Genomic DNA, 22,984 nt, shown 5'->3' with positions numbered 1-22,984 from the left:
AGATGTGAGAGTTCCGGGCATGGACCATTCGATCGGTGAGATCGCGCTCCGAGCAGGAGTCACGGTGAAGACCGTGCGCTACTACTCGGACCTCGGCCTGCTCGATTCCTGGCGCGCGCCGTCCGGGCATCGGAGGTACGACGAGGATGCGGTCGGCCGGCTCGAGCTGATCCGACGGCTGCGTGCACTGGGCATCGACGTACCGACTGTCCGAGCCGTGCTGACCGGCGAACGCGCGCTCTCCGACGTGGCCGCGGCACACGCCGAGGCGCTGGGAGTGCAGATCCGCACTCTCCAGCTCCGGCAGGCAGTGTTGCGCGTGGTCGCTCAACGCCCTGAGGAGATCCATCAGATGTCTGACCTGACCGAGTCCGACGACGACCGCCAGGCGCTCGTCACCGACTTCCTGGACGCCGTCATCGGCGACGATCCCGAGCTGCGGGGCGTCCGGCAGACGCTCACACCCGAGCTGCCCGACGACGCCGCCGACCACCAGCTCTGCGCCTGGTTCGAGCTCGCCCAGATGCTGACGGACACCGCGTTCCGCGCGACCGTCCGGCAGATGGTCGACGACTACCGCGCCGACGACCTCCGGCCCGGTGTCGTCTCCACCCTTCGCCAACGGGTCGGCCCGGCCATCGCGGCAGCCGTCGATCCGGCCTCACCGGAGGCCCGTGCGCTGGTCGACGAGATCACGGCCGACTATGCGCGCCGGGTCGGCAGACCTGCCGACGACGAGCTGCGCACCCGGCTGAGCAGTCTGCTCGACACCGCCGGGGATCCGCGGTGGTTCCGGTACCTCCGGCTGCTCGCCGCGGTCAACGGGTGGCAGGACCCTGAGCCGTTGCAGCCGATCTACGACTGGACTCGCACCGCCCTCCGGCACGCCGGCTAGTGGGTTCGGGGTAGGGGCGCGTTCCAGCCGCGGCGGATGGCGAGCAGGCGGATCGTGAAGCAGGTGAGTACCGCGACGTACGAGACCCAGATCGCGTCGTACTCGAGCGCCCCCGCCACCACCACGATCGTCGCCCCCAGGAACGCCGGAGTCGCGTAGATCTCCCGACGCAACACCACCGGGACCCGCCCACTGAGCAGGTCCCGGATCACCCCGCCACCGATCCCCGAGATCGTCCCGAGCAACGCCGCCGAGAGCGGCGAGAGTCCGTACGCCATCGCCTTCAACGCACCAGTCACGCAGAACAACCCGAGCCCGGCCGCGTCGAAGATGTTGACCAGCCGCTCCAACCGCTCAATCCCCGGATGCAGAAAGAAGGTCACCAGCCCAGCAACAATCGGCACCACGAGATAACGCCAGTCCTTCAGCGCGGCCGGTGGCGTAGCACCAATCAGTACGTCGCGAATGAACCCACCGCCGAGCCCGGTCACCAGCGCCAGCACCTGGATCCCAAACACATCCAGCTGCTTCCGAACCCCGACCAGCGCACCGGTGATCCCGAACACAAAGATCCCGATCAGATCCAGCACGTGCAGAGCCACATCCGCACGCTACCGCGCCCCCACGCGGGCGCCCGGTACGACGCCCACGTGGAAGCTCGTGTCAGCAGGGACGAACGGTGTAAACCGGGGTCAGGTCTCGGACCTCGTGCGGCTCCTGCCCCGCCGTCCCGAACGAGTACAGGTGGTTGCCGCTGGCGCCGTACATGCTGACGATTGCGCCGCCAGTCTGGTTGTTCTTGAGCCCTCCCTGGCCGTAGGCCTCCGACAGTCGGTAGGTGGTGCACGCCAGCATGTCGAAGACGCGCCAGTTGCCACCCGGCTCGTTCCACACGGCCAGACAGGCCCGGCCGGACCGGCAGTTGTAGTCGTAGAAGCCGAACCGGCTGACGTAGGTGGCGCGTTCCGGCGCCGGTGACATCCCGGGCGTCCCCGCCGCGACCGCAGCGGGCTGTGCGACAACCGCCGGAGCTTCCTTCGCCACGGCCTGCGACCCACCGGCCAGCGCCATGCCGACCGCCGCCAGTGTGATGCCGATCATGCGTCCCTTGTGCATATGTCCCAACCCCTTCGGTCCAGCTCGAACGAGAAATTTCGCTGCGATGGTAAGGGGTGACAGATGGGTTCCGCTCGACCTTTCGATCTGGGTTTCAACCCTCCCCGGATAAACCCCGCGCGGTGTAGTGCACTGGCCCTCTATCGTCTGTGGGCATGAGTGGACCGCCTGATGTCGATTACCGTGCCACCTCGTCGCGCCCGACCTGGGATGCGTTGCCGGAGGCTCTTCAGCAGGCGCTGTCTGTTGCCTTGGGCACCGACATCGTGGGTGCCGCGCCGTCGGTGACCTCCGGGTTCACGGGCGGGTTCGCGGCGCCGGTCCGCCTTGCCGACGGTCGCCGAGTGTTCGTGAAGGCGTCCGACAAGACACTGCACTCGTACGGCGCCTATCAGCGCGAAGCCGCGGTCGTCCCCCAACTGCCGGCCGCCGCGCAGGCGCCTGCGATCGTGACCACAGCACGGACGGACGACTGGTTCGCGGTGGTGTCGGAGTGGGTGGACGCGCGGATGCCGGGTGCGCCGTGGACTCCGGCGGACTTCGCGCTGGTGACGGCCAGGTGCGAGGCGATGGCGCAGGCGCTGGCCCCGAGCCCGATCGCCGGGCTGGAGTCGTTCCTGAAGGATCTGGAGTCCGGGGAGTCGGCGCTGCTGGTTCCCTCGCAGATCCTGGCCGGGGATCGTCCGCTGCCACGCGGACTGCAGGAGTGGGTACCGCGGATCCTGCCCGAGCTGGCCGACCTGATGCTCGCCGTACCAGAGGCTCTGTCCGGCGACGCGGCCGCGCACACCGACCTGCGGCCGGACAACCTGCTGATCGACACCACCGGCACCTGCTGGACGGTCGACTGGAACTGGCTGGCCCTCGGTCCGCGCTGGCTCGATTGGGTCGGCCTGCTCCCGGTCGCACAGCACCACGGCATCGACACCGGTACGGCGATCCGCAGCAGCCCGCTGACTGCCGACGTACCGGCTGATGAGCTCGACTGCTTCGTCGCCGTGGTCGCGGCGTACATGCTGAAGCACCCCGACGCCCCACCGCCGACCGGCACCACGCAGGCACTACGGGAGCACCAACGGTTCTACGCATGGACGTTCCTGGACTGGCTGGCGACCCGACGTGGATGGACGACCTAATCTCGGAGTATGACCAAAGCTCCGACCAGCCGGTTCAAGGTCGAGGTGCTCGACGGCGAGCGCACCTCGCGGCGTGAGGACGTCGTCGTCACCGAGGAGCCGCTCGAGCTCCGGCTCGAGTGGCCGGGCCGGCCGCCGGAGCCGCTGGTGGTGACGATGCGCACCCCGGGATCGGACTTCGAGCTGGCCGCCGGCTTCTGCCTCGGCGAGGGGTTCGCGGTCCGCCCGGGCGCGATCCGGACCGTTGCCTACTGCACCGACAACAAGCTCACCCGCGAGCAGCAGTTCAACACCGTCACGGTCACCTTCGACGGCCCGCCGGACCGCGAACCACCCCAGCGGTACGGCGTCACCTCGGCCGCCTGCGGGGTATGCGGCCAGCAGTCCCTCGACGAACTCGCCGAGCGCGACTACGACCCGGTCGACCCCGTCGAGGTCGACATCGACGTCGTACGACGGCTGCCGGATCTGCTCCGCGAGGCTCAGCCCACGTTCTCCCGCACTGGCGGTCTGCACGCGGCCGGGCTGTTCACCACGGACGGCCGCAAGGTCGTCGTACGGGAGGATGTCGGCCGGCACAACGCCGTCGACAAGGTCGTTGGCTGGACAGTGCTGAACCAGCAGCCGCGCCAGGGCCTCGTGCTCGCGGTCAGCGGGCGCGTCGGGTACGAGATCGTGCAGAAGGCGGTCGCGGCCGGTCTCGGGATGATCGTCGCGGTCGGCGCACCGTCGAGTCTGGCGGTGGATCTCGCGCGGCAGTTCGGCGTGACGGTGGCCGGGTTCGCGCGCGGAGAGCGGTGTGTGATCTACAGCAACCCGGAGCGGATCATCCGTCCAGCTTGATGAAGGTCGCCTTCGGGACGTACTCGTAGCGGTCCGGCATACAGGTCAGGATGATGACCTGCCCGTGATCCCCGGCCCGGCCGAGCAGCGCGCCCATGTCGCGCAGCCGGGCCTTGTCGGACCAGCCGAGCGCGTCGTCGAAGATCACCGGCACGCTGCCGTCGCCGGTACTGACCAGGTGACTGATCGCGAGCCGGGTGATGATCGCGAGCTGCTCCTGCGCACCCGTCGACAACGCCTCGATCGGCAGCCGCACGCCGTCCAGCTCTCGCTCCGCGACCGCCAGGTCGTCATCCAGCCAGATCTTGAACGACGGCCCGTAAACACCCCGTCCCAGGGCCTCGATGCGCGTCTGCAGCGGCTCCGAGTACTTCGTCTGTGCAGCGGCCCGATGCCGCCCCAAAGTCTCGTAGACCCGCCGTGCCGCCTCGGCCCGCCGGTGCAGACTCTCGTGCTCCGAACGAATCGCGGCCAGCTCCAACTCGGCCACATCCCGCCGAGTCGCCATCCCGTCGCGCCCGGACTGCTCCAGCCGGCCCTCGGTCGTCCGCAACGCATCGCGCAGCGTGTCCCGCTCCCCCTGCATCCGCGTCGCGACCGCCAGCGCGTCGGCCAGCTCACCGGCCACCTGATCCGCACCGGCCGCATCGGCCTGCTCCTGGACCGCGGTCAGCTCCTCCAGCACCGCCTCGACCTCAGCCGTCGCGTCGATCTCGGCCGCCGTCACCGCCTCGTCGTCCAGCACCTTCCGAGCCGCTTTCAGAGCGTCGACCGCCGCAGTCAGCCGCTCCCCGGCGATCTCGGACCGCGCCCGCGCCTGCTGCGCCTCGGACCGATCCTCGTCCGCAGCCTTCCGCGCCTGCGCCGCTGCGAACTCGGCCTCGGTCAGCAACCGCTCGACACCTGCCAGCTCGGTACGCGCATCATCCAGCTGGCGCTGCGCACCGGTCAGATCATCCGGCGGGGGTGCGGGCAGTTCGAAGTCGTCGAAGAGCGTGTCGAGCGGCGAGGCAAACTCCTCGAACAACGACATCTGCCCAGGCACACCCTCGACGGCCGCCTGCTTCGACCCACTCTGCTCGCCCTCGTCCTCAGCACCGATCCCGAGCCGCGCGGTCAGCACCGCGATCCGCTCCCCCGGGTCGCCTGCCGAGGTCAACGACTTCTCGGTACGACGCGCCTCCTGCAGCTCCGCCGACGCCATATCGGCCTTCCGCAACTGCTCCCGCGCAGCCGCGACGTCCTTCACCCCGGCCTTCTTCAGCAACTCCTTCTCGCGCCGTACCGCGTCATCGACGCGAGACCGCAGGGTCGCCGCCTCACCACCCGCGCGCACGGTGACCTCGACCTGCCCCGGTACGCCGACGACCAGCTCACCCGAGACCAGCAGTTCAGCCGTCTCGTCGAACCCGAGCTCCTTCGGCATCCGTTTGGTGCCGGCCTCAACGCCCTTGCCCGACAACTCGACCGGCTCCGCGCCAAGCCGCCGTACGACGACCTCCGGCACGCCGGCCGCCAGCGCCGCGCGCGCCTCGACCACCGCGGCGCGAGCGTCCTCGAGCGCCGCGAACAACCCGTCGTCGACCTTGATCTTGTCCAGAATCGCCGCAGCCGTCACGATCCGGGCCCGAACGTCGATCAGCTCGGTCTGCTGCCCGACCAACCGCTCCAGCTCGGCCTGATCCACCAGCTGACTGACCCGCCGCTCCGCGTCCTGCACATCGGTCCGGCGGAGGTCCTTGAGCTCGATCACCTCCGCCAGCGCCGCCTCGGCCGCCTGCACTGTCTCGGCCGCAGCCTTGGCGACGGTGTCCGCATCGGTACGGCGTTCCGCGAGCTCGGCGTCGATCTTGGTGAACCGCTCGACCTCGTCGAGCAGCCGCTCCCGCTCTTCCCGCGTGCGGGTGTGGTTCACCAACCGGGCGCGCGCAGTCTCAGCCTTCGAGCGAACGGTGTCGCGGCGAAGCAGGATCTCGTCGGTCGCCTGCTTGCGCTCGCGAACCTCCTCCACCGTGGTCAGGTGATCGCCCAGCCGGCCGTCGACGTCAGCCAGGTCGAGCGTGAGCCGCTCGGCCCGGCGGATGTCCTGCTGGACCTCCTCCATCGCCTTCAACGCTTGCGCCGCTTGCAGCTCAGCCGCGGCGACCGCCTTCTCCGACTTCGCATAGTCCCCGGTCGCCCGGCCACCGCGAGTCCAGTACCGCAAGTACTCGTGCTCGACCGCGCTCACCAACGGCATCGACGCGCCATCGACCGGCGTACCGGACTCGGCGGTGACGGCGGTGATCAGCGGCTCAGCATCGGCCGGGGTCGGCAGCACGAGCGACTGACCCTGGCTGACCATCAACGTCTGCCACAGCACCGGATCGACGTACTCGTGGAAGAGTCGCTCAGCCTCGTTATGCGCCTCGCGCCCGGTCCACGCCGTACGGCGACCGTCGGCCTCGACGACGGCCAGCTCGGTCGAGCGGTTCTTCAACCAGCGCTTGGTGTAGGTCAGCTCGCGACCGCCCAGAGTCAGCTCGGCGGTCACCTCCGGCGCGACGTCCTGGCCGACCGGCTGGATGTCGCGGATCCGGGTCGACTTGGAATCATCGGGCAGGTCGAAGATCAGCCCGAACGCCTCGACCAGACTGGACTTCCCAACCTCGTTGTCGCCGACCACGACGGTGGTGCCGAGAGCCGGCAGCCGAACAGTACGGTCCTTGACGCCGCGGAAGTTCCGCAGCGTCAGAGAGTGCAGCCTCATCCCGCGTCCCGCGCCAATCGATGCATCAGCGAAAGCGCCGCACCCGCACTCTCGTCTCCGCCGGCGAGCGCCTGGCGCAACTCCTCCATCGCGGCGCGTGCGGGACCACTCAGCTGCAACGCGTCGAGATCCGCTGCGTCGGGTGCCGGGCGGACAGTCCAGAACTTGGCCCACTTCTCGACGCTCGCGAACGCCTCACCCTGTACGTCGATCATCGTGTCGAGGCGGCTGAGCAACGGGAGACTCAGCGAACCGTCGCCGGCCAAGCGGACGTAGGTGCGCTCCTTGTCCGGCAGCTCGGCGAACCAGTCTTCGAGCGCTTTGAGCGACTCCTCGTCGAACAGCTCCACCCGGTGATCCACCATGTGCCAGGCGCCGACTCGGATGGGCTCGACGTCGATGCTGCTCTGGCTGACGGTCACCTTCAGCACGTTGCCCGGGTCGGTCTCCTCCGGGGTTGTGACCTCTTGCGTGCCGGAGAACCAGATCCGGTCGGTGACCTTCGTCGTCGAGTGGCGGTCGCCGAGGCCGACGTACTGGACCTTCTTCGTCGCTACTGCGGCCTCGAGGGCCGGCTGGTCGATGGGCGGTACCTCGGACATGCCACCGCTCAGGCTGGTCAACTGGCCGTGCACTAGGAGGATCCGCGTCGTACCGGGTGGTGCTGGTTCGAGGTTGGTGTAGGCGGCCGCTGCCGGGTCGGAGGTCGGTCGGCGCGACCGCCAGGGTGCGCCGACGACCTCGACGCCCGGGACGATCTCGATCGGCGTCGTGTCGGTGAGGACGATGACGTGGTCCGGTGCGTGCGCCTGCCACTGGCTCGAGGTCCACAGCGAGCCGGGCTCGAGGGCGTCGTGGTTCCCGGGGAGCAGTACTACCGGGACGGCGATCCGCTTCAGCGCTTCACAGGCCCGGAGGATCGTCTGGCGCTCGACCTGGTTGTGCTCGAACACATCACCGGTGACCACCACGAACGCGGCACCGGTCCGCTCAGCAACCTCGCCGATCCGCGCGACAGCATCGAGCCGGGCCTGCCCCCACCGGGCCTGACCGTCCGGCCCCAGGAACCGGCGCAGCATTCCGAGCTGCCAGTCCGAACTGTGCAGAAACGTGATCGAGTCGTCCATTGCGCTGAGAACGCTAACCCGACCCCCCGAAATCCACCCAACCCAACACACCCCCAACCCCCATCCGCCCACACTCCGGACACCCAATTCGTGCTGCACGTGGCGAGCACCCCCACTCCGGGCACGCCCCGCACGCCCCACCCACCCATTCACGCGGCTACCGCCGCTTCCCCTCAACAGCAGTTCCGCCGACTGTCCATTCGCAACCGCCGCCGCTCCCGTCCACTCCTCCGTCGCAGACACGCGGCTTGCTGAACCGAGGTTGAGTGGGACGGTCGTGCCGGGAGGATCCCGCCCGTGGCTCAGGTGGTGGTCTACCTGGTGCAGGTGATGAGCACCCCCGCTCCGGGCACGCCCGCTCCTACGTCGCGTGCTCCGCCCGTGCGCCCCACCCACCCGTTCACGCGGCTACCGCCGCTTCCCTCAAGAACAGTTGCGCCCAACCGTTCATTCGCAGGCAGCCGCCGCTCCAGCCCGCTCCTGCGTCGCGTGCAACGCGGCTAGCTGACACGCGGTTGTCGGGATGGGGCGCACGCCGGAGCCCAATCAACAGTCTGGGGTGAGCTGCCGGTTCGCCTGCGACTGGAGTGCTCGGCCGCGGCTGGGAAGGCTCGCCCGGAGCTGGTGGTTCGCACAGGTGGCGATCATCGCTGGTCCACCGAAGACGTCCTGCTCTGCCGCACCGGACGCCCTCCCGAACAAACTTTCCACGGCTACCCGAGCAGTTCCTCAGCTTCCGCGCTGCATGACCCGAACCCGACGCCGCACCACGATCGCGGACCTGCCCCACTCATCAACCCCCGTTCAGGCCCTCCACGAACGATCCGCTGAGCGTGAACCACGCGGCCGCCGGCAAGTTAGTGAGTGGTGGCGGTCCGCCCCGCGCGATCACCCCGCTCCGGGCACGCCCGCTCCTGCGTCGCGTGCAACGCGGCTAGCTGACAGGTGGTTATGGGGTAGGGGGCGCGCCGGAGCCCGATCAACCGAGCCGGGGGGTGACTCGCCCCGGGCTGAGCGTGCCTCGCCCGGAGCCGGCGGTGGGTCGGCCGGGGCCGGTGGTGGGTCGGCCGGGGCCGGTGGTCCGCCGACGATCCATTCGCAACCGCCGTCGTGGAGGTGTTCCCCGTTGGTGAGTGCTGGCGGTCGGCCGCGTCGGCAAGGACACGTAGTAGTCGGTCCTAGGGCTCCTCCGCGCCGGGTGCTGAGCGTGCGGCGTGGCTCGTGACGCACCCACCACGTGTCTTACCGACGAACATTCGGCCCGTGAGGTCGCGAGGAGCGGTCGACCGGCTTGAGCACGGACCAGCCATCCACGGGCTCGCCGAATGGTCGGTGGGCGCCCAAGGTGACACGCATCCTCGACCTTGGGCACGTGTCGACCACGTGCAGGGGTGGGAAATGGTTGGTGGGCGCTCAAGGTGACGTTCGTCCTCGGGCCTTGGGCATGGATCGACCACATGCGGGGGTGGGAAATGGTTGGTGGGGGCTCAAGGTGGGTGGGAGGGTGTTGGGGTGGAGACCGAGCGGCTGGTGTTGCGTCAGTTCAGGTTCGATGATGTTGACCTGCTCACCGGGCTTGACTCTGATCCGGAGGTGATGCGGTTCCTGACCGGTCAGCCGACTCCGCGGGCGGAGATCACGACGGTCGTGCTGCCGGCGATCCTCAAGGTTTATGACGAGCACCCGGGGCTCGGGACGTTCGCAGCCCACGAGAAGGCCGGCGGTGCGTTCGTCGGCTGGTTCGGGCTGCAGCCGACCGGGGAACCGAGCACAGTCGACGTCGGCTACCGCCTGAACCGGACCGCCTGGGGCAAGGGATACGCGACCGAAGGCACCAAGACGCTCATCGACTACGCGTTCAGACAACTCAAGATGGACCGAGTGATCGCCGACACCATGGCGGTCAACCACCGGTCGCGGGCGGTGATGCGGCGGAGCGGACTGCGGTTCGTGCGGTTGTGGCATGAGCACTTCGACGACCCACTGTCGGGGACCGAGTTCGGTGAGGTCGAGTACGCGCTCGACCGGCAAACCTGGGAAACTCGACAGCGTGTCTGACGATCAACGCCCGTACGCCGTGCTCGACATCGACGCGACCTTGTCCGACACGAGTCGGCGGATCCACTATCTCGAGCGCAAGCCGAAGGACTGGGATTCGTTCTTCGCCGAGGCCAAGAACGACGCGGTGCTCGACGAAGGGCTGGCCGTTGCGACGACGCTCGCGGCCGATCACGAGATCGTGTACCTGACGGGCCGGCCCGAGCGGCTGCGGCGGGACACGCTGAAGTGGCTGAAGGACAACGGCTTCCCCGATGGCACGGTCTACATGCGCCGGAACACCGACCGCCGCGCCGGCGCGCAGATGAAACTCGACCGGCTGAAGCGACTCTCGGAGGAGCGCAAAGTCGCCGTACTCGTCGACGATGACATCAAGGTGTGTGCGGTGGCCGAGAAGGCCGGGTACACGGTGATGAGGGCCGACTGGGGACTCGATGCCGAGACCCAGCCGACCCTCTTCGAGGCCCAGGAGAAAGAGGGCCGGACGTAAGGACTACTTGCTGAGGCCCAGGATCAGCGTGTTCGGGTAGGGCGGGTAGCTCGGCAGGTAGAAGTTCTGGACCTTGGAGCCGTGCAGGAACGCATTGCGCGCGTACAGGAGCGGGACGAGCGGAGCGTCATTCATGATCTGCTTGTCCAACGCGCCCCAGGCCGCGGCTGCTTTGGCCTTGTCGGACTCGGCAGTGGCGGCGTTGATGGCGGCGTCGACCGTGGGGTTGGAGTAGCGGGAGATGTTGTACCCGCCGTTGCCGATCTCCGAGGTGGCGAACAGCGGCTGGATGTTGCCGATCGCGCTCGGGAAGTCGGGCAGCCAACTGGAGACGGTGAGGTCGTAGTCAGGCTTGTTGCCGGTGATCAGGTCGCTCAGCGGTTCGCTGTCGAGCGGCTTGATGTCGACGGTGATGCCGGCCCGCTTGAGGCCCTGCTGGATCGCCTGGGCGACCGGGAGGCCGGTGGCGTTGTCGGCGACCAGGGTCAGGCGCAGGTTGGTGACACCCGCGGCGGCCAGGAGCTGCTTGGCCTTGTCCGGATCACCGGCAGGCGGGGCCTCGTAGGTGTTGTACTTCGAGTAGCCCTCGATGCCGGGGGTGATCAGGGTCGAAGCGATCTCGCCGCCGAACTCCGGTCCACCCTCGGCGACCTGGACGGCCTGCTTGTCGACGGCGTACTGGATCGCCTTGCGGACCTCGGGGTTGGACAGCGCGGGACGCTTGTTGTTCATCGCGAGGTACTGCAGCGCGCCGGACGGCGAGGTGGCGACGCGGGCCTTGACGGCCGGGTTGCCGGTGACCGTCGGGATGAGTGCGGCCGGAACGCTGACACCGGTCGCAGCCGCGTTCTTGTCGTCGCCCGCGTCCTGGATCAGGCGCTGGTTGACGGTGTTGGCCTCGAGGCCCATCTGCCAGACGTACGCGTCGGGCAGGCCGGTGCGGGCCGGGTCGCTGGCCTTGTCCCAGTTCGGGTTGCGCTCCAGCTCGAGCTTCGAGCCGGGCTGGTACGACTTCACCTGGTACGGACCGCTGGCCACCGGCTTCTCGCCGTAGTGGGCCGGGTCGGTGTCGGCCTTCTTCGGGACCGGCGAGAAGGCCGGCATGCTGGCCACCCACGGCCAGTCGCCGAACGGCTTGTTCAGCTTGAAGATGATCGTGGTGTCGTCCGGCGTCTCCACCGAAGCGAGTGCGCCGCCCTTGTAGGGACCGGTGTACTTGTCGCCGCCGACCAGCAGCGACTTGTGGTAGCCGAGACCGCCGGACAGCTCCGGCGCGAACGAGCGCTCGATGCCGTACTTGATGTCAGCGGCAACGATCGTCGAGCCGTCGGAGTACTTCAGGCCGGGCTTGAGCTTGTACGTCCAGGTCTTGCCGCCGTCGCTGACCTGACCGGTGTCGGTGGCCAGGTCCGGGACCAGCTCGGTCGGCTTGCCCGGGTCGGTCTTCCAGGCGGTCAGGCCGCGCAGGATCAGGTGGATCGCGCTCGTCCCGAGGTTCTGGCTCTTGGCCGGGTCGAAGCTGATCTCCTTGCTGGTGCTCAGGAACTGCAGCGTACCGCCCGCCTCGGCGGCCGCGGACGAGCCACCTCCACTCGGGGCGTCCTTGTTGTTGGCGTTGCAGGCGGTGGCCGCCAACGCCAGCACGGCCGCAACCGCGACCGCTCGGGTGATGTGTTTCATCATGTCCTCTCAGGAGATGGTTGGCTCGGGGAAGTAGCAGGCGGCTCGGTGTTCAAGATGCAGCTCAGTGTGGCCCTGGACGAGCTCAAGGACAGGTCGTTCAGTCGCGCAAATGTCTTCGGCCTTGTAACAGCGCGTCCGGAACGGGCAGCCCGACGGTGGTGAGATCGGTGTCGGTACGTCGCCGGTCAGCACGATGCGGTCGCGCGTCACACCGGGCTCGGGCACCGGCACCGCGGAGAGCAGCGCCTTCGTGTACGGATGGGCCGGTGCCGCGTAGACCTGGTCGGACGGGCCCTCCTCGACGATCGTGCCGAGGTACATGACGGCCACCCGGCTCGCCACCTGCCGGACGACGGCCAGGTCGTGCGCCACGACGACGTACGAGAGACCGAGCTCGTCGCGTAGGTCAGCGAGCAGGTTCAGCACCTGAGCCTGTACGGAGACGTCGAGCGCCGAGACGGGTTCGTCGCAGATCAGTAGGTCGGGGCTGACCGCGAGCGCTCGGGCAATCCCGATCCGCTGCCGTTGGCCGCCGGAGAACTCATGCGGGTACCGCTCCAGATGTTCCTCGGACAGACCGACCTTCTGCAGCAACTCGATCAGCTGACCCCGCGTCGGCCGGGTCCCCTGCGCGCGGAACGGCGTACTGAGGATGGTGCCGACTGACTGCCTCGGGTTCAGCGAGGCCTGTGGGTCCTGGAAGACCATCTGGACCGTACGGCGAACCGGTCGCAACCGCCTACCGCGGAACCGGGTGACGTCCTTACCGCCGATCTCCACCCGGCCAGATGTCGGATCCAGCAACCTGGTCGCGACCCGCGCCAGCGTCGACTTGCCCGAACCGGACTCACCGACCAGCCCGACCGTTTCGCCCTTGCGCACAACGAAGTTGACGCCATCGACGGCCTTCACCGTCTGGGCTTCGCGCCACGGAGCGCCGCGGAGCCCGAAGTGTTTGCGGACGCTGTCGAGCCGCAACAGCTCCTCGGCAGCGTCGTCCTGCCGCACGCTCTGCTCGCTCATGCGATTGCCTCCGGCCGGCGACCCAGATGGCACGCAGCCTCGTGATCGCCTTCGCCCGGGCGCGGCGTGAGCTCCGGCCGCTCGGTGATGCACCGCTGGCCGACCCGCTCGGTGTACGCACACCGCGGCTGAAAAGGACAGCCTGTGGTGATCGATCCAGGCGACGGCGGCGAACCGGGAATCGTGACCAGCCGAGGCTTAGGCGGTACGTCGATCCGCGGCATCGCGCCGAGCAGTCCAAGCGAATACGGGTGCGCGGCCCGGTAAAACAGATCCCGCACAGTCCCCCGCTCGGCTGCACGACCGGCGTACATGACCAGTACGTCGTCCGCGACCTCGGCGACCACTCCGAGGTCGTGCGAGATCAGCACGAGCGCCGTACCGAACTCGGCCTGGACGTCGGACAGCAGCTGCATGATCTGCGCCTGCACGGTGACGTCGAGGGCCGTGGTCGGCTCGTCGGCGATCAGCACGCGCGGGTTGTTCACCAGAGCCATAGCAATCACGACCCGCTGCCGCATTCCCCCGGAGAACTCGTGCGGGTAGCTCTTCGCCCGCCGCGCGGCGTCCGGGATACCGACCTTGTCGAGCAGCTCGACGGCCCGCTGGAACGCGGCCTTCTTCGAAACGTCGTGGTGCAGCCGGTACGCCTCGGCGACCTGCCAGCCGACGGTGTAGTACGGATTCAAGGCGGACAACGCGTCCTGGAAGACCAGCGCGATGTCGTTGCCGCGGATCTTGCGCAGCTCGTCGGCGGGCAGGCCGACCAGCTCGCGGCCGTCCAGCAGCACCTCGCCCTTCACCTCGGCATTCGACGGCAGGATGCCCATCACGGCCGCCGAGCTGACGCTCTTCCCCGAACCGGACTCGCCGACGATCGCCAGCGTCTGCCCAGCAGCGACCGAGAAGTCGATGCCGTCGACAGCAGGGACGAGGCCGCCCTCGGTATCGAAGGTGACCCGCAGGTCATGAACTTCCAGCACCGGCTCAGCCATGACTCACCCTCGGGTCGAGTGCTCCGTGCACTATGTCCACCACCAGGTTCGCGACGATGATGAGGAACGCCGAGAACAGGGTGACCCCGACGACCACGGCGACATCGAGCTGCCCGACCGCGCTGATCAGCAACTCGCCAAGTCCCTGCATGCTGAACACCTTCTCGGTCAGGATCGCGCCGCCGAGCAGACCACCGAGGTCCAGCCCGAACAGCGTCACGATCGGCACCAGCGCACCACGCAGACCGTGTGTCACCACGACGCGCGCCTCACCGGCACCCTTCGCCCGCGCGGTGGTGATGTGGTCGAGATTCAGCTCCTCGAGCATCTGTGCCCGGGTCAATCTGATGTACGACGCCGCCTGCAGCACCGCGAGGACGAGCCACGGGGTGACCAGGTGCCAGGCCCAGTCGACCGGGCTCTCGGTCAGCGGAACGTAACCGCTCACCGGGACCATGTTCAGCCAGAACCCGAAGACCAGGATCGCCAGCAGACCGAGCAGGAACGACGGCGTCGACACACCGATCAATGCCACGCCGACGGCCAATCGGTCGAGCGGGCGGCCCCGGTTCAGGGCGGCGATCACGCCGAGCGAGACGCCGATGAGCAACCACAGTACGGCGGCTCCGAGCGCGATCGACGCGGTCACCGGCAACCGGTCCATGATCAGCGTGCTGACCGGGCGTGCCAACGGGAACGAGTACCCGAAGCAGGGTGCCTTGCACTGCACGGCCGCCGCGCCGTCGCCGTCGCCGTACGTGCGACCGGCGAAGATGCCCTTCAGGAAGTTCAGGTACTGCTGGATCGTGCTCTGGTCCAGCTGCATGAAATGGCGCGCCTGCTCGAGACGATCCGGCGTACAGGGCTTGCCGCACACGAGGTGGGCCGGGTCGGCCGGGATCGCGTAGAAGACGAAGTAGACAGCGAGGCTGAGCGCGAGCATGACGAGCAGCGCGGCGAACAAGCGGCGGATGACGAACCACACGATGTCGGGCATCAGTGCGTCCTCCGCAGCCGTACGTCGAACGCGTCGCGGACGCCGTCACCGAGCAGCGTGAAGCCCAGTACGGCGACGAACAGCGCGATCCCGGGGAAGACCATGAACCACGGATCGGTCCCGGTGTAGACCCAGGCGATCGAGTCGGAGATCGAGCGACCGAGACTCGGTGTCGGTGGTGGAACACCGACTCCGAGGAACGACAGCGCGGCCTCGGCACCGATGTAGCCGGGGATCGACAGGGTCGCGATCACGAGCACCGGGCCGAGCAGATTCGGCAGCAGTTCGCGGGTGATCACCCACCAGCCGGATGAGCCGACGCTACGGGCAGCCTCGACGAACTCACGGGTGACCAGCGACCGCGCCTGCGCCCGGATCAGCCGAGCCAGCCCGGCCCAGCCGAAGACGCTCAGTACGCCGACCAATAGCACTGTCCGCGGCACCTTGGCCGGCACGATGATGCCGAGGGCAATCATGAAGACGAGCTGCGGGAACCCGAACAGGAAGTCCAGCAACCGGGACAAGATCGCGTCGAACCAACCACCGACGTACGCCGCGGTGATGCCGAGCAAGGTCCCGACCACGGTCGTGACCGCAGTGACCACGATCGCGATCACCAGCGACGTGCGCAGGCCGAGCACCACGATCGAGAACAAGTCCCGCCCGGTCAACGGCTCCACGCCGAACCAGTGCTCACCGCTGACCCCACCGAACGACCCTCGCGGCGCGTTGCCGCGGACCGGATCGAGCAGGTCGATGTGATAGGTGAACGCATCCTGCCCTGACAACTTGACCAGCAACGGCGACGCGGCCGCGACCACGATCAGCGCAACCACCAGTCCCAGACCGACTCGTGCACTCCGGTCCCGTCGTACCCGACGCAGCGCCTGCCGAGTAGGCGAGACGGCCCCGGCAACCGACGAACTCACACGCACTCCCGACGAGGTTGTTTTCGAACAGCCGACACAAGCTAGGCCGCATCCTCCCACCACGTCCGGCCCATCTTGAATCCTGAGAATCTCGACTCGATAACTCCGGATTCGTTTACCTCCCGTCGGCTGACTACTCTCCGCTCATGGAACTGCTCGAGTACAGCCTCTACGGTCCCACCGACGGTTTCCCAGTGATGTCGCTCGGCGGCTCTCCCAGCACCCGCTGGAAACGGCCGGAGGCCGTCGAAGACATGGCGGCATCCGGTCTGCGGATCCTCATCCCGGACCGTCCCGGGTACGGCGGTTCTCCGCGTCGGCTCGGTCGTTCGGTCGCCGACGGGGCCGACGATGTGGCGCGGCTGGCCGATGCGCTCGGCTGGACGACCTTCGCCGTCATCGGCGGTTCCGGCGGCGGGCCGCACGCGCTCGCGTGTGCCGCATTGCTGCCCGATCGGGTCACCTGCTGTGCCGTGGTCGGCGGGATCGCCCCGCTGACCGCCGAGGGCCCTGAGCCGACGGATGACGATGAAGTGGCCGACCCGCGACGGAGCCTGACGGCGTGGCTCGCCGTACACGACCCGGCCCGGTTCCGCGCGCGATTCGCGGCGGGGGCCGAGCAGATCATGGCCGCGGTCGCCGCCGGCGGGCCGGAGTTCCCGCCCGCGCCGGGCTCGCCGCCGGGGCCGCCCGCGCGCGACGACGCTGCCGCGATGGCCCGCCTGACCGCAACGTTCGGTAGCGGCAGCGCCGACGGCTGTCTCGACGACAACGTCGCGTTCGCCACGCCCTGGGGATTCGAGCTCGCCGACGTTCGGGTGCCGACGATCATCTGGCACGGCACCGCCGATGAGCGAGCCGGCCGGCATGCCGTGCTGCTGACCGAGGCGATCCCGGCCGCCGAATCCATCCAGTACGACGGCGGCCACGTCCCGCCATCCGCGGCATACCGGGAAAATTCTCGAATGGTTGCGCGGCGCAACGAACGGGGCTGGTGCGGGTCGGTAGGCTCGGCACCATGCTCGAGCTCAGTGGGACGACATGGGCGATCACGATTGGACTGATCGTCGTACTGCTTGCCGTGGATCTGCTGCTCGCGGCGATCCGGCCGCACCGGGTCGGGTTCAAGGAGGCGGCCGCCTGGTCGGTGTTCTACGTCGCTGTCGCGATCGCCTTCGGCCTCTGGTTCATGAGCCAGTACGGCGGTGACTTCGGCGCGCAGTACTTCGCCGGCTACATCGTCGAGAAGAGTCTGTCGGTCGACAACCTGTTCGTCTTCGTCATCATCATGACCACGTTCGCCGTACCGGAGGAGCACCAGCACAAGGTGCTCACCTTCGGCATCGTGCTCGCGCTGGTCATGCGGGCGGCGTTCATCGCGCTCGGCGCGACCCTGCTGTCGCTGTTCTCGTTCATGTTCCTGATCTTCGGGCTGCTGCTGCTCTACACCGCGGTCCAGCTGTTCCGGCACCGCGACGAGGACCCCGACGTCGAGAACAACGTGATCGTGAAGACCGCCCGTCGCGTCCTCCCGGTCAGCGAGGAGTACGTCGGCGGCAAGCTGACCGCCCGCATCGACGGCCGCAAGGTGGTCACCCCACTGTTCGTCGTACTGGTCGCAATCGGCGGCGTCGACCTGCTCTTCGCCCTCGACTCGATCCCGGCCGTGTTCGGGGTCACCGACGAGGCCTATATCGTCTTCGCCGCCAACGCCTTTGCCCTGCTCGGTTTGCGAGCGCTGTTCTTCCTGGTCAAGGGCCTGCTCGACCGTCTCGTGTACCTGTCGGCCGGCCTCGCGATCATCCTCGCTTTCATCGGCGTCAAACTCATCCTGCACTGGGGCCACGTGGACATCCACAAGTCCATCCCCGAGGTCTCCACCCCCGTCAGCCTCGGCGTCATCATCGGCATCCTGGTGATCGTCGTCGTCGCCAGCCTGCTGAAGACCCGCAACGACCCGACCGCCGTCGCCCACGCAGGATCGCTGACAGGCCAGCGCAAGACGACCGAGGACTAGTCGGCGTCGACCAGGTCCCACTGGCGTTGGCGGAGGAAGCGGGTTGCTGCCCAGCTGATCAGCGCACCTAGGAGCGCGCCGGGGAGGAGCCAACGCCAGCCGGTGAAGAAGTCTGACGTGGCGGCGGACTGAGTCGAGGCGGGCGCTTCAGTGGTGGCGGGCAGCTCGGTGGTGGCGGCGGGAGGTTGGGCCTCCGGTTGGGGTTGTGGGACGGCGGTGGGGCCGCCGGAGGTCTGCTCGCCGTTGCGGAGGCCGGGGAGGAGTTTGAGGCTGCTGAGGAGTTTGACCAGGGCGACCGGGTCGGTGGCGCGGTGCCAGGTCGGGTGGGTGGGGGCGCTGGCCTCGTCGGTGACTTCGGTGGTGGCGATCCAGGGGCCGCCGGGCGCGTCGGGGTAGATGATGTCGCGACGCCAGACGGACATGTCGTGGATGAGCCAGGTGAGGCGGACGAACGAGCCGAGGTCGTGTTGCTCCTGATCGGGACCGCCGCGTGCCCCGTTGGCGTCCGTGAGCTTCTGGAGCTCGGTGTACTCCGGGTCTTCGTAGCCGAAGGCGATCACGTGTGGCGGCGCGCTGAGCAACACGCTGGTGGGACCGCCCGCGTTGGCGGCGGGTGTGGCCGTGGTGAGCAGCAACAGGACAACAGCTGGCAGGGCGAGCAACCGTCTGATCATGAACCGGATACACCGCCGGCGGTCAGGAGGTTCCGGCCGCCAGTCGAATGGCATCCGCCTTATCTGCGGTCTCGAGTCGGTAGGTGACGCCAGCGCGCTCCCACACCAGCGTCGGACCGGCAATGCGGACGATGCGCTTGTCGACCAGCACCAGCTCATGTGGCGTGCCGAACCAGTAGCCCTCGACGGCCGGCACGTACTCGAGCGCGGTGTAGTTCTTCTTCCAGTACACCGGATCGACCGTCGACCGGAACTGCTCCAGCCGCACCCCGTCCCACCCGAGCGCGACAAAGCCCGGCGAGGCCTCGACACCCTTCGGCGTCCCCAGCTCACGCGGAAGAGCCGGAGTGAAACCAGCAACCCGCGCAGCGTCCTCCAGGGACATGCGCCCTGGCACCCCAGGCACCGGAGGCGCCGTACTGGGTCCAGTACCAACCGGGTGCGCTTCCACTCCCCCGATCCGCAGCCACTCGGCCACAGTCGCCCGCACCGGCGGCGTGAGCGCCAGACCGGCCAGCAGCACGCACAGTCCGGCCAGGAAGGCCCGCCACCGGTCCCGCAACCGCCGACGCACCGGTACGGCGGCCACCCGCGTCAGCACCGCAGCAGTCAGCTCAGGGTCGACCGGAGGTACCACAGCCGAGCGCCCCAACGCCCGCAGCTCGTCATCCAGGTTCATGGCCGTACCTCCTTCCTGAGTCGCTCCAACGCCCGATGCAGCCGCGACTTGACCGTGCCCCGAGGCCAGCCCAGCACGACAGCCGTCTCCTGCTCATCCAGCTCCAGCAAGTATCGGCACGTGACCACCAGCCGCTGCGGCTCCGGCAGCGCCCGTACGGCGCTCAGCAGCTCAGCCCGCCGTTCCAGCGACACCGTCTCGTCAGCCGGATCCAGTACGACGTCCAGCGGCGCAGCGATCTCTTCCCGCCGACTCCGGCGGCTCCGCGACCGAATGGCATTCCGCGTCTCGTTGGCGACGATCCGCAGCAGCCACGGCCGGAACGCTGCCTCGCTCCGGAAACCACCCAGCGCCCGGTACGCCTTCACGAACGCCTCCTGCACCACGTCGTCGGCATCCGCACCGGCCCCGAGAAAGACCGCCGTACGTTTGGCGATCGGGGCATGCCGCAGCACCAGCTCGCCGTACGCGGCGGAATCCCCGCCACGCGCCCGAGCCAGAATCGCCACTTCATCCAGATCGCTGATACAACCTCCTGACACCTTCAGGTCATTGTCACTACACCGCAGCCGGTCTGTCGGTTCCGCTGTATAGGGTCGGTTTCGTGCCAGACATCGATGAATCGTTCCTTGCCCTTCCCCGGCATGAGCTCGCGGAGGCCGCTCTGCAGCGCGCCCGGGACCTCGGGGCCACCTTCGCCGAGTTCCGCCTCGAGCGGATCCGGTCGGAGTCGATCGCGCTCCGCGACAGTGTGCTGGAGAGTGCGAGCGACGGCGAGGACCTCGGTCTCGCGGTGCGCGTCGTCCATGAAGGCACCTGGGGTTTCGCGGCCGGGGTGGCGCTGACGACCGACGAGGTGGTGCAGGTCGCCGAGCAGGCCGTGCACATGGCGCAGGTGTCGCGGCCGATCAACGCCGAGACGATCGAGCTCGCCGACGAGCCGGTGTACGACGACGTCACTTGGACCTCGTCGTACGAGATCGACCCGTTCAGCGTGCCGCGGACCGAGAAGGTCGCGCTGCTCACCGACTACAGCGACCGGCTGCTCAAGGCGGACGGCGTCGCGCACGTGAGTGTGCATGTCGCGTCGGTCCACGAGTGCAAGTTCTACGCGAACACCGAAGGTACGTCGTACACGCAGCAGCGGGTGCGGATCGGACCGGACATCACCGCGTACGCCGTGGATGCCGAGACCGGGCGGTTCGACTCGATGACGAGTTGCGCGCCGCCGGCCGGCCGCGGCTGGGAGTACCTGACCGGTACCGGCTGGGACTGGGACGACGAGCTCGCGCAGATCCCGGGCTGGCTGGCCGAGAAGATGGTCGCGCCGAGTGTCGAGGCCGGGGTCTACGACCTGGTCATCGACCCGACCAACCTGTGGCTGACGATCCACGAGTCGATCGGCCACGCCACCGAGCTGGACCGCGCACTGGGCTACGAGGCCAACTACGCCGGCACGAGCTTCGCGACCACCGACAAACTCGGCAACCTCAAGTACGGTTCGCCGATCATGCACGTCACCGGTGACCGCACCGCCGAGCACGGCCTGTCCACGGTCGGGTACGACGACGAAGGGGTCGCCGGCCAGCAGTGGGATCTGGTCAAGGACGGCGTACTGGTCGGGTATCAGGTCGACCGCCGGATGGCGAAAGTGAACGAGGAACTCCTCGGCACCGGCCGCTCGAACGGTTGCGCGTACGCCGATTCGTCCGGCCACATCCCGATCCAGCGGATGGCCAACGTGTCCCTGCAGCCGGCGGAAGGCGGGCCCTCCACCGAGGAGCTGATCAGCCGGGTCGAGAACGGGATCTACATCGTCGGCGACAAGTCGTGGTCGATCGACATGCAGCGGTACAACTTCCAGTTCACCGGTCAGCGGTTCTACAAGATCACCAACGGCAAGCTGGACGGTCAGCTCCGCGACATCGCCTACCAGGCCACCACGACCGACTTCTGGGGCTCGATGGAGGCGGTCGGCGGCCCGGAGACCTACGTCCTGCACGGCGCACTGAACTGCGGCAAGGCCCAGCCCGCCCAGTCCGGTGCCGTCAGCCACGGTTGCCCGTCCGCCCTGTTCCGGGGCGTCCGCATTCTCAACACCACGCAGGAGGCCGGCCGGTGACCGCCATTCAGCTCACCCCGCAGGACACCGTCGAGCGCGGGCTCGCGCTCGCCGCGGCCGAGGGCGCCGACGGTTGCGTGGTCATCGTCGCCGAGACCTCCAGCGCGAACCTGCGCTGGGCCAACAACACCCTGACCACGAACGGCGCGATGCGCGGCTCGGACGTCACCGTGATCGCCACGGTCGGTGCCGGCGAAGGCACTGCGACAGGTGTGGTCCGCCGTACCGCGGTCACCGACGAATCGCTGCGTCAGCAGGTCTCGGCCGCGGTCGCGACCGCCCGGGCCGCCACACCGGCCGAGGACGCGCGACCGCTGGTCGACGGCACCACCAGCCCGGACTGGGACGACGAGCCGGAGGAAACCTCGGTCACCGTCTACGAGAAGTTCGCCCCGGCGCTCGGCGAGACCCTGAAGCGGGCCACCAACGAGAGCCGCTGGCTCTACGGATTCGCCGACCACCAGGTCATCACCCTGTACGTCGGTTCGTCGGCCGGGCTCCGGCTTCGTCAGTCCCTGCCGCGCGGTTTCGTCAGCTCCACCGGCAAGTCCGGCGACCTGAGCCAGTCCGCGTGGGCCGGTGCGGCGACCCGCGACTTCACCGACATCGACCCGCTGGCGCTCGATGCCGAGCTCACTCGGCGACTGGGATGGGCGTCGAGGACAGTTGCCGTCGACCCGGGTCGCCACGCAACCGTTCTGCCGCCGGCCGCGGTGGCCGACCTGACGACGTACCTGTTCTGGCAGTTGGACGGCCGGCAGGCCTTCGAGGGTCGCAGTGTCTTCGCGAAGGCGTCCGGTGGCACCCGGGTCGGCGAGACGCTGTCGTCGCGGCCGGTGCAGTTGCGTTCGGATCCGAACCTGCCTGGCCTGGAGACCTTCCCGTTCGCGGTGGCCCGCTCGTCGGGTGCTTCGGAGAGCGTGTTCGACAACGGCCTCACGCTGTCCGCGACCGACTGGATCCGCGACGGCAAACTCGAAACGCTGATGACCAGCCGGCACACCGCCGACCTCATCGGCGCCACCAACCCCGCTCCCCCGATCGACAATTACGTCCTCTCGGTCGACGGGGCCACCGGTACGACGGACGACCTCGTGGCCGGGGTCGAGAACGGCCTGCTGCTGACCTGCCTCTGGTACATCCGGATGGTCGACCCGCAGACCTCACTCCTGACCGGCCTCACCCGGGACGGCGTCTACCTGATCGAGAACGGCGAGGTCACCGGCGCGGTCAACAACTTCCGCTTCAACGAGAGCCCGGTCGACCTCCTGTCCCGAATCGGCGCCGCCGGCGCGACCGTGCCGTCGTTCTCCCGCGAGTGGGGCGACGAGTTCTCCCGCACCGCCACCCCGCCACTGCTCATCCCGGACTTCAACATGTCCAGCGTCAGCCAGGCCAGCTGAAACAGAAAACGCCCCGCGAACCATGAACCGGTTCGCGGGGCGTCGTGC

The 22,984-nt window shown here is 68.4% G+C and carries 21 protein-coding genes; 9 read left to right on the top strand and 12 right to left on the bottom strand.

Annotated elements, in window-relative coordinates; all coding sequences use genetic code 11:
• The first annotated feature begins 19 nt into the window (after positions 1-19).
• The gene (locus ACFTSF_RS30320) at positions 20-895 is read left to right on the top strand and encodes a MerR family transcriptional regulator (protein ID WP_380157642.1); all 876 of its coding nucleotides are present in this window, start codon (positions 20-22) and stop codon (positions 893-895) included.
• Here the strand turns inward: ACFTSF_RS30320 and ACFTSF_RS30315 are convergent.
• A complete protein-coding gene (locus tag ACFTSF_RS30315) occupies positions 892-1,497 on the bottom strand; it encodes a trimeric intracellular cation channel family protein (RefSeq protein WP_344158508.1) in 606 nt (201 codons plus the stop codon). The two genes, ACFTSF_RS30320 and ACFTSF_RS30315, sit on opposite strands and share 4 nt — an antisense overlap.
• Before the next feature lie 61 nt (positions 1,498-1,558).
• The gene (locus ACFTSF_RS30310; RefSeq protein ID WP_380157640.1) at positions 1,559-2,011 is read right to left on the bottom strand and encodes a hypothetical protein; all 453 of its coding nucleotides are present in this window, start codon (positions 2,009-2,011) and stop codon (positions 1,559-1,561) included.
• Between the two features lie 155 nt (positions 2,012-2,166).
• Here ACFTSF_RS30310 and ACFTSF_RS30305 point away from each other — a divergent pair, with 155 nt between their 5' ends.
• Positions 2,167-3,147 carry a phosphotransferase gene (locus tag ACFTSF_RS30305; protein ID WP_380157638.1) on the top strand — a complete coding sequence of 327 codons (981 nt, stop codon included), beginning with the start codon at positions 2,167-2,169 and terminating at the stop codon, positions 3,145-3,147.
• 9 nt (positions 3,148-3,156) lie between these two features.
• Positions 3,157-3,990 (top strand): formate dehydrogenase accessory sulfurtransferase FdhD, encoded by an 834-nt coding sequence (gene fdhD, locus ACFTSF_RS30300; protein ID WP_380157636.1) that lies wholly within the window; start codon positions 3,157-3,159, stop codon positions 3,988-3,990.
• Here fdhD and ACFTSF_RS30295 read toward each other — a convergent pair.
• Both ACFTSF_RS30295 and ACFTSF_RS30290 read right to left on the bottom strand, forming a co-directional pair.
• Positions 3,974-6,739 (bottom strand): AAA family ATPase, encoded by a 2,766-nt coding sequence (locus tag ACFTSF_RS30295; protein WP_380157634.1) that lies wholly within the window; start codon positions 6,737-6,739, stop codon positions 3,974-3,976. The genes fdhD and ACFTSF_RS30295 overlap by 17 nt on opposite strands.
• Complete coding sequence (locus ACFTSF_RS30290; protein ID WP_380157632.1) at positions 6,736-7,866, bottom strand: exonuclease SbcCD subunit D; 1,131 nt, start codon at positions 7,864-7,866, stop codon at positions 6,736-6,738. The genes ACFTSF_RS30295 and ACFTSF_RS30290 overlap by 4 nt, the downstream gene beginning before the upstream one ends.
• A gap of 1,512 nt (positions 7,867-9,378) precedes the next feature.
• On the opposite strand from ACFTSF_RS30290, the gene ACFTSF_RS30285 reads away from it, so the two are divergent.
• Positions 9,379-9,924 (top strand): GNAT family N-acetyltransferase, encoded by a 546-nt coding sequence (locus tag ACFTSF_RS30285; protein WP_380157631.1) that lies wholly within the window; start codon positions 9,379-9,381, stop codon positions 9,922-9,924.
• Positions 9,917-10,414 carry an HAD family acid phosphatase gene (locus tag ACFTSF_RS30280; protein WP_380157629.1) on the top strand — a complete coding sequence of 166 codons (498 nt, stop codon included), beginning with the start codon at positions 9,917-9,919 and terminating at the stop codon, positions 10,412-10,414. Before ACFTSF_RS30285 ends, ACFTSF_RS30280 begins: the two co-directional genes overlap by 8 nt.
• Before the next feature lie 3 nt (positions 10,415-10,417).
• Here ACFTSF_RS30280 and ACFTSF_RS30275 read toward each other — a convergent pair whose 3' ends face one another.
• The 5 genes from ACFTSF_RS30275 to ACFTSF_RS30255 are packed head-to-tail and all read right to left on the bottom strand — an operon-like array spanning position 10,418 to position 16,041.
• Positions 10,418-12,094 (bottom strand): ABC transporter substrate-binding protein, encoded by a 1,677-nt coding sequence (locus ACFTSF_RS30275; RefSeq protein WP_380157628.1) that lies wholly within the window; start codon positions 12,092-12,094, stop codon positions 10,418-10,420.
• Positions 12,095-12,103: 9 nt separating this feature from the next.
• Positions 12,104-13,120 (bottom strand): ABC transporter ATP-binding protein, encoded by a 1,017-nt coding sequence (locus ACFTSF_RS30270; RefSeq protein ID WP_380157626.1) that lies wholly within the window; start codon positions 13,118-13,120, stop codon positions 12,104-12,106.
• Positions 13,117-14,115: an ABC transporter ATP-binding protein gene (locus ACFTSF_RS30265; RefSeq protein ID WP_380157624.1), complete on the bottom strand. Its 999-nt coding sequence runs from the start codon at positions 14,113-14,115 to the stop codon at positions 13,117-13,119. The genes ACFTSF_RS30270 and ACFTSF_RS30265 overlap by 4 nt, the downstream gene beginning before the upstream one ends.
• Complete coding sequence (locus tag ACFTSF_RS30260) at positions 14,108-15,112, bottom strand: ABC transporter permease (protein ID WP_380157620.1); 1,005 nt, start codon at positions 15,110-15,112, stop codon at positions 14,108-14,110. The genes ACFTSF_RS30265 and ACFTSF_RS30260 overlap by 8 nt, the downstream gene beginning before the upstream one ends.
• Entirely contained in the window at positions 15,112-16,041 is a 930-nt protein-coding gene (locus tag ACFTSF_RS30255; RefSeq protein WP_344158532.1) for an ABC transporter permease, read from the bottom strand. Before ACFTSF_RS30255 ends, ACFTSF_RS30260 begins: the two co-directional genes overlap by 1 nt.
• A 146-nt stretch (positions 16,042-16,187) precedes the next feature.
• On the opposite strand from ACFTSF_RS30255, the gene ACFTSF_RS30250 reads away from it, so the two are divergent.
• On the top strand, positions 16,188-17,105 hold the full coding sequence (locus tag ACFTSF_RS30250; protein WP_380157618.1) for an alpha/beta fold hydrolase: 918 nt from the start codon (positions 16,188-16,190) through the stop codon (positions 17,103-17,105).
• Positions 17,060-18,058: a TerC/Alx family metal homeostasis membrane protein gene (locus ACFTSF_RS30245; protein WP_380157616.1), complete on the top strand. Its 999-nt coding sequence runs from the start codon at positions 17,060-17,062 to the stop codon at positions 18,056-18,058. The genes ACFTSF_RS30250 and ACFTSF_RS30245 overlap by 46 nt, the downstream gene beginning before the upstream one ends.
• On the opposite strand, the gene ACFTSF_RS30240 is transcribed toward ACFTSF_RS30245, so the two are convergent.
• From ACFTSF_RS30240 to ACFTSF_RS30230, 3 genes are read right to left on the bottom strand one after another with little or no spacing between them, the layout of a single operon-like run.
• The gene (locus ACFTSF_RS30240; protein ID WP_380157614.1) at positions 18,055-18,732 is read right to left on the bottom strand and encodes a hypothetical protein; all 678 of its coding nucleotides are present in this window, start codon (positions 18,730-18,732) and stop codon (positions 18,055-18,057) included. The two genes, ACFTSF_RS30245 and ACFTSF_RS30240, sit on opposite strands and share 4 nt — an antisense overlap.
• Positions 18,733-18,754: 22 nt before the next feature.
• Entirely contained in the window at positions 18,755-19,411 is a 657-nt protein-coding gene (locus tag ACFTSF_RS30235) for a hypothetical protein (RefSeq protein ID WP_380157612.1), read from the bottom strand.
• On the bottom strand, positions 19,408-19,920 hold the full coding sequence (locus tag ACFTSF_RS30230; RefSeq protein ID WP_380157610.1) for an RNA polymerase sigma factor: 513 nt from the start codon (positions 19,918-19,920) through the stop codon (positions 19,408-19,410). Before ACFTSF_RS30230 ends, ACFTSF_RS30235 begins: the two co-directional genes overlap by 4 nt.
• 95 nt (positions 19,921-20,015) lie before the next feature.
• Here ACFTSF_RS30230 and ACFTSF_RS30225 point away from each other — a divergent pair, with 95 nt between their 5' ends.
• Positions 20,016-21,533 (top strand): TldD/PmbA family protein, encoded by a 1,518-nt coding sequence (locus tag ACFTSF_RS30225; protein ID WP_380157608.1) that lies wholly within the window; start codon positions 20,016-20,018, stop codon positions 21,531-21,533.
• On the top strand, positions 21,530-22,936 hold the full coding sequence (locus ACFTSF_RS30220; protein WP_380157606.1) for a metallopeptidase TldD-related protein: 1,407 nt from the start codon (positions 21,530-21,532) through the stop codon (positions 22,934-22,936). Before ACFTSF_RS30225 ends, ACFTSF_RS30220 begins: the two co-directional genes overlap by 4 nt.
• Positions 22,937-22,984: the final 48 nt, after the last annotated feature.

The organism is Kribbella sp. NPDC056951 (genome assembly GCF_042674205.1).
Classification (GTDB): domain Bacteria; phylum Actinomycetota; class Actinomycetes; order Propionibacteriales; family Kribbellaceae; genus Kribbella; species Kribbella yunnanensis.
Note: the sequence above shows the minus strand (reverse complement) of the source record. Positions and strands in the feature narration are given on the sequence as shown.

Bases quoted from the DNA above. Each gene is read 5' to 3' on its own strand.
- ACFTSF_RS30320 (WP_380157642.1), top strand. From the start codon at position 20: ATGGACCATTCGATCGGTGAGATCGCGCTCCGAGCAGGAGTCACGGTG.
- ACFTSF_RS30310 (WP_380157640.1), bottom strand. From the start codon at position 2,011: ATGCACAAGGGACGCATGATCGGCATCACACTGGCGGCGGTCGGCATG.
- ACFTSF_RS30305 (WP_380157638.1), top strand. From the start codon at position 2,167: ATGAGTGGACCGCCTGATGTCGATTACCGTGCCACCTCGTCGCGCCCG.
- fdhD (WP_380157636.1), top strand. From the start codon at position 3,157: ATGACCAAAGCTCCGACCAGCCGGTTCAAGGTCGAGGTGCTCGACGGC.
- ACFTSF_RS30295 (WP_380157634.1), bottom strand. From the start codon at position 6,739: ATGAGGCTGCACTCTCTGACGCTGCGGAACTTCCGCGGCGTCAAGGAC.
- ACFTSF_RS30290 (WP_380157632.1), bottom strand. From the start codon at position 7,866: ATGGACGACTCGATCACGTTTCTGCACAGTTCGGACTGGCAGCTCGGA.
- ACFTSF_RS30275 (WP_380157628.1), bottom strand. From the start codon at position 12,094: ATGAAACACATCACCCGAGCGGTCGCGGTTGCGGCCGTGCTGGCGTTG.
- ACFTSF_RS30270 (WP_380157626.1), bottom strand. From the start codon at position 13,120: ATGAGCGAGCAGAGCGTGCGGCAGGACGACGCTGCCGAGGAGCTGTTG.
- ACFTSF_RS30265 (WP_380157624.1), bottom strand. From the start codon at position 14,115: ATGGCTGAGCCGGTGCTGGAAGTTCATGACCTGCGGGTCACCTTCGAT.
- ACFTSF_RS30260 (WP_380157620.1), bottom strand. From the start codon at position 15,112: ATGCCCGACATCGTGTGGTTCGTCATCCGCCGCTTGTTCGCCGCGCTG.
- ACFTSF_RS30250 (WP_380157618.1), top strand. From the start codon at position 16,188: ATGGAACTGCTCGAGTACAGCCTCTACGGTCCCACCGACGGTTTCCCA.
- ACFTSF_RS30245 (WP_380157616.1), top strand. From the start codon at position 17,060: ATGCTCGAGCTCAGTGGGACGACATGGGCGATCACGATTGGACTGATC.
- ACFTSF_RS30240 (WP_380157614.1), bottom strand. From the start codon at position 18,732: ATGATCAGACGGTTGCTCGCCCTGCCAGCTGTTGTCCTGTTGCTGCTC.
- ACFTSF_RS30235 (WP_380157612.1), bottom strand. From the start codon at position 19,411: ATGAACCTGGATGACGAGCTGCGGGCGTTGGGGCGCTCGGCTGTGGTA.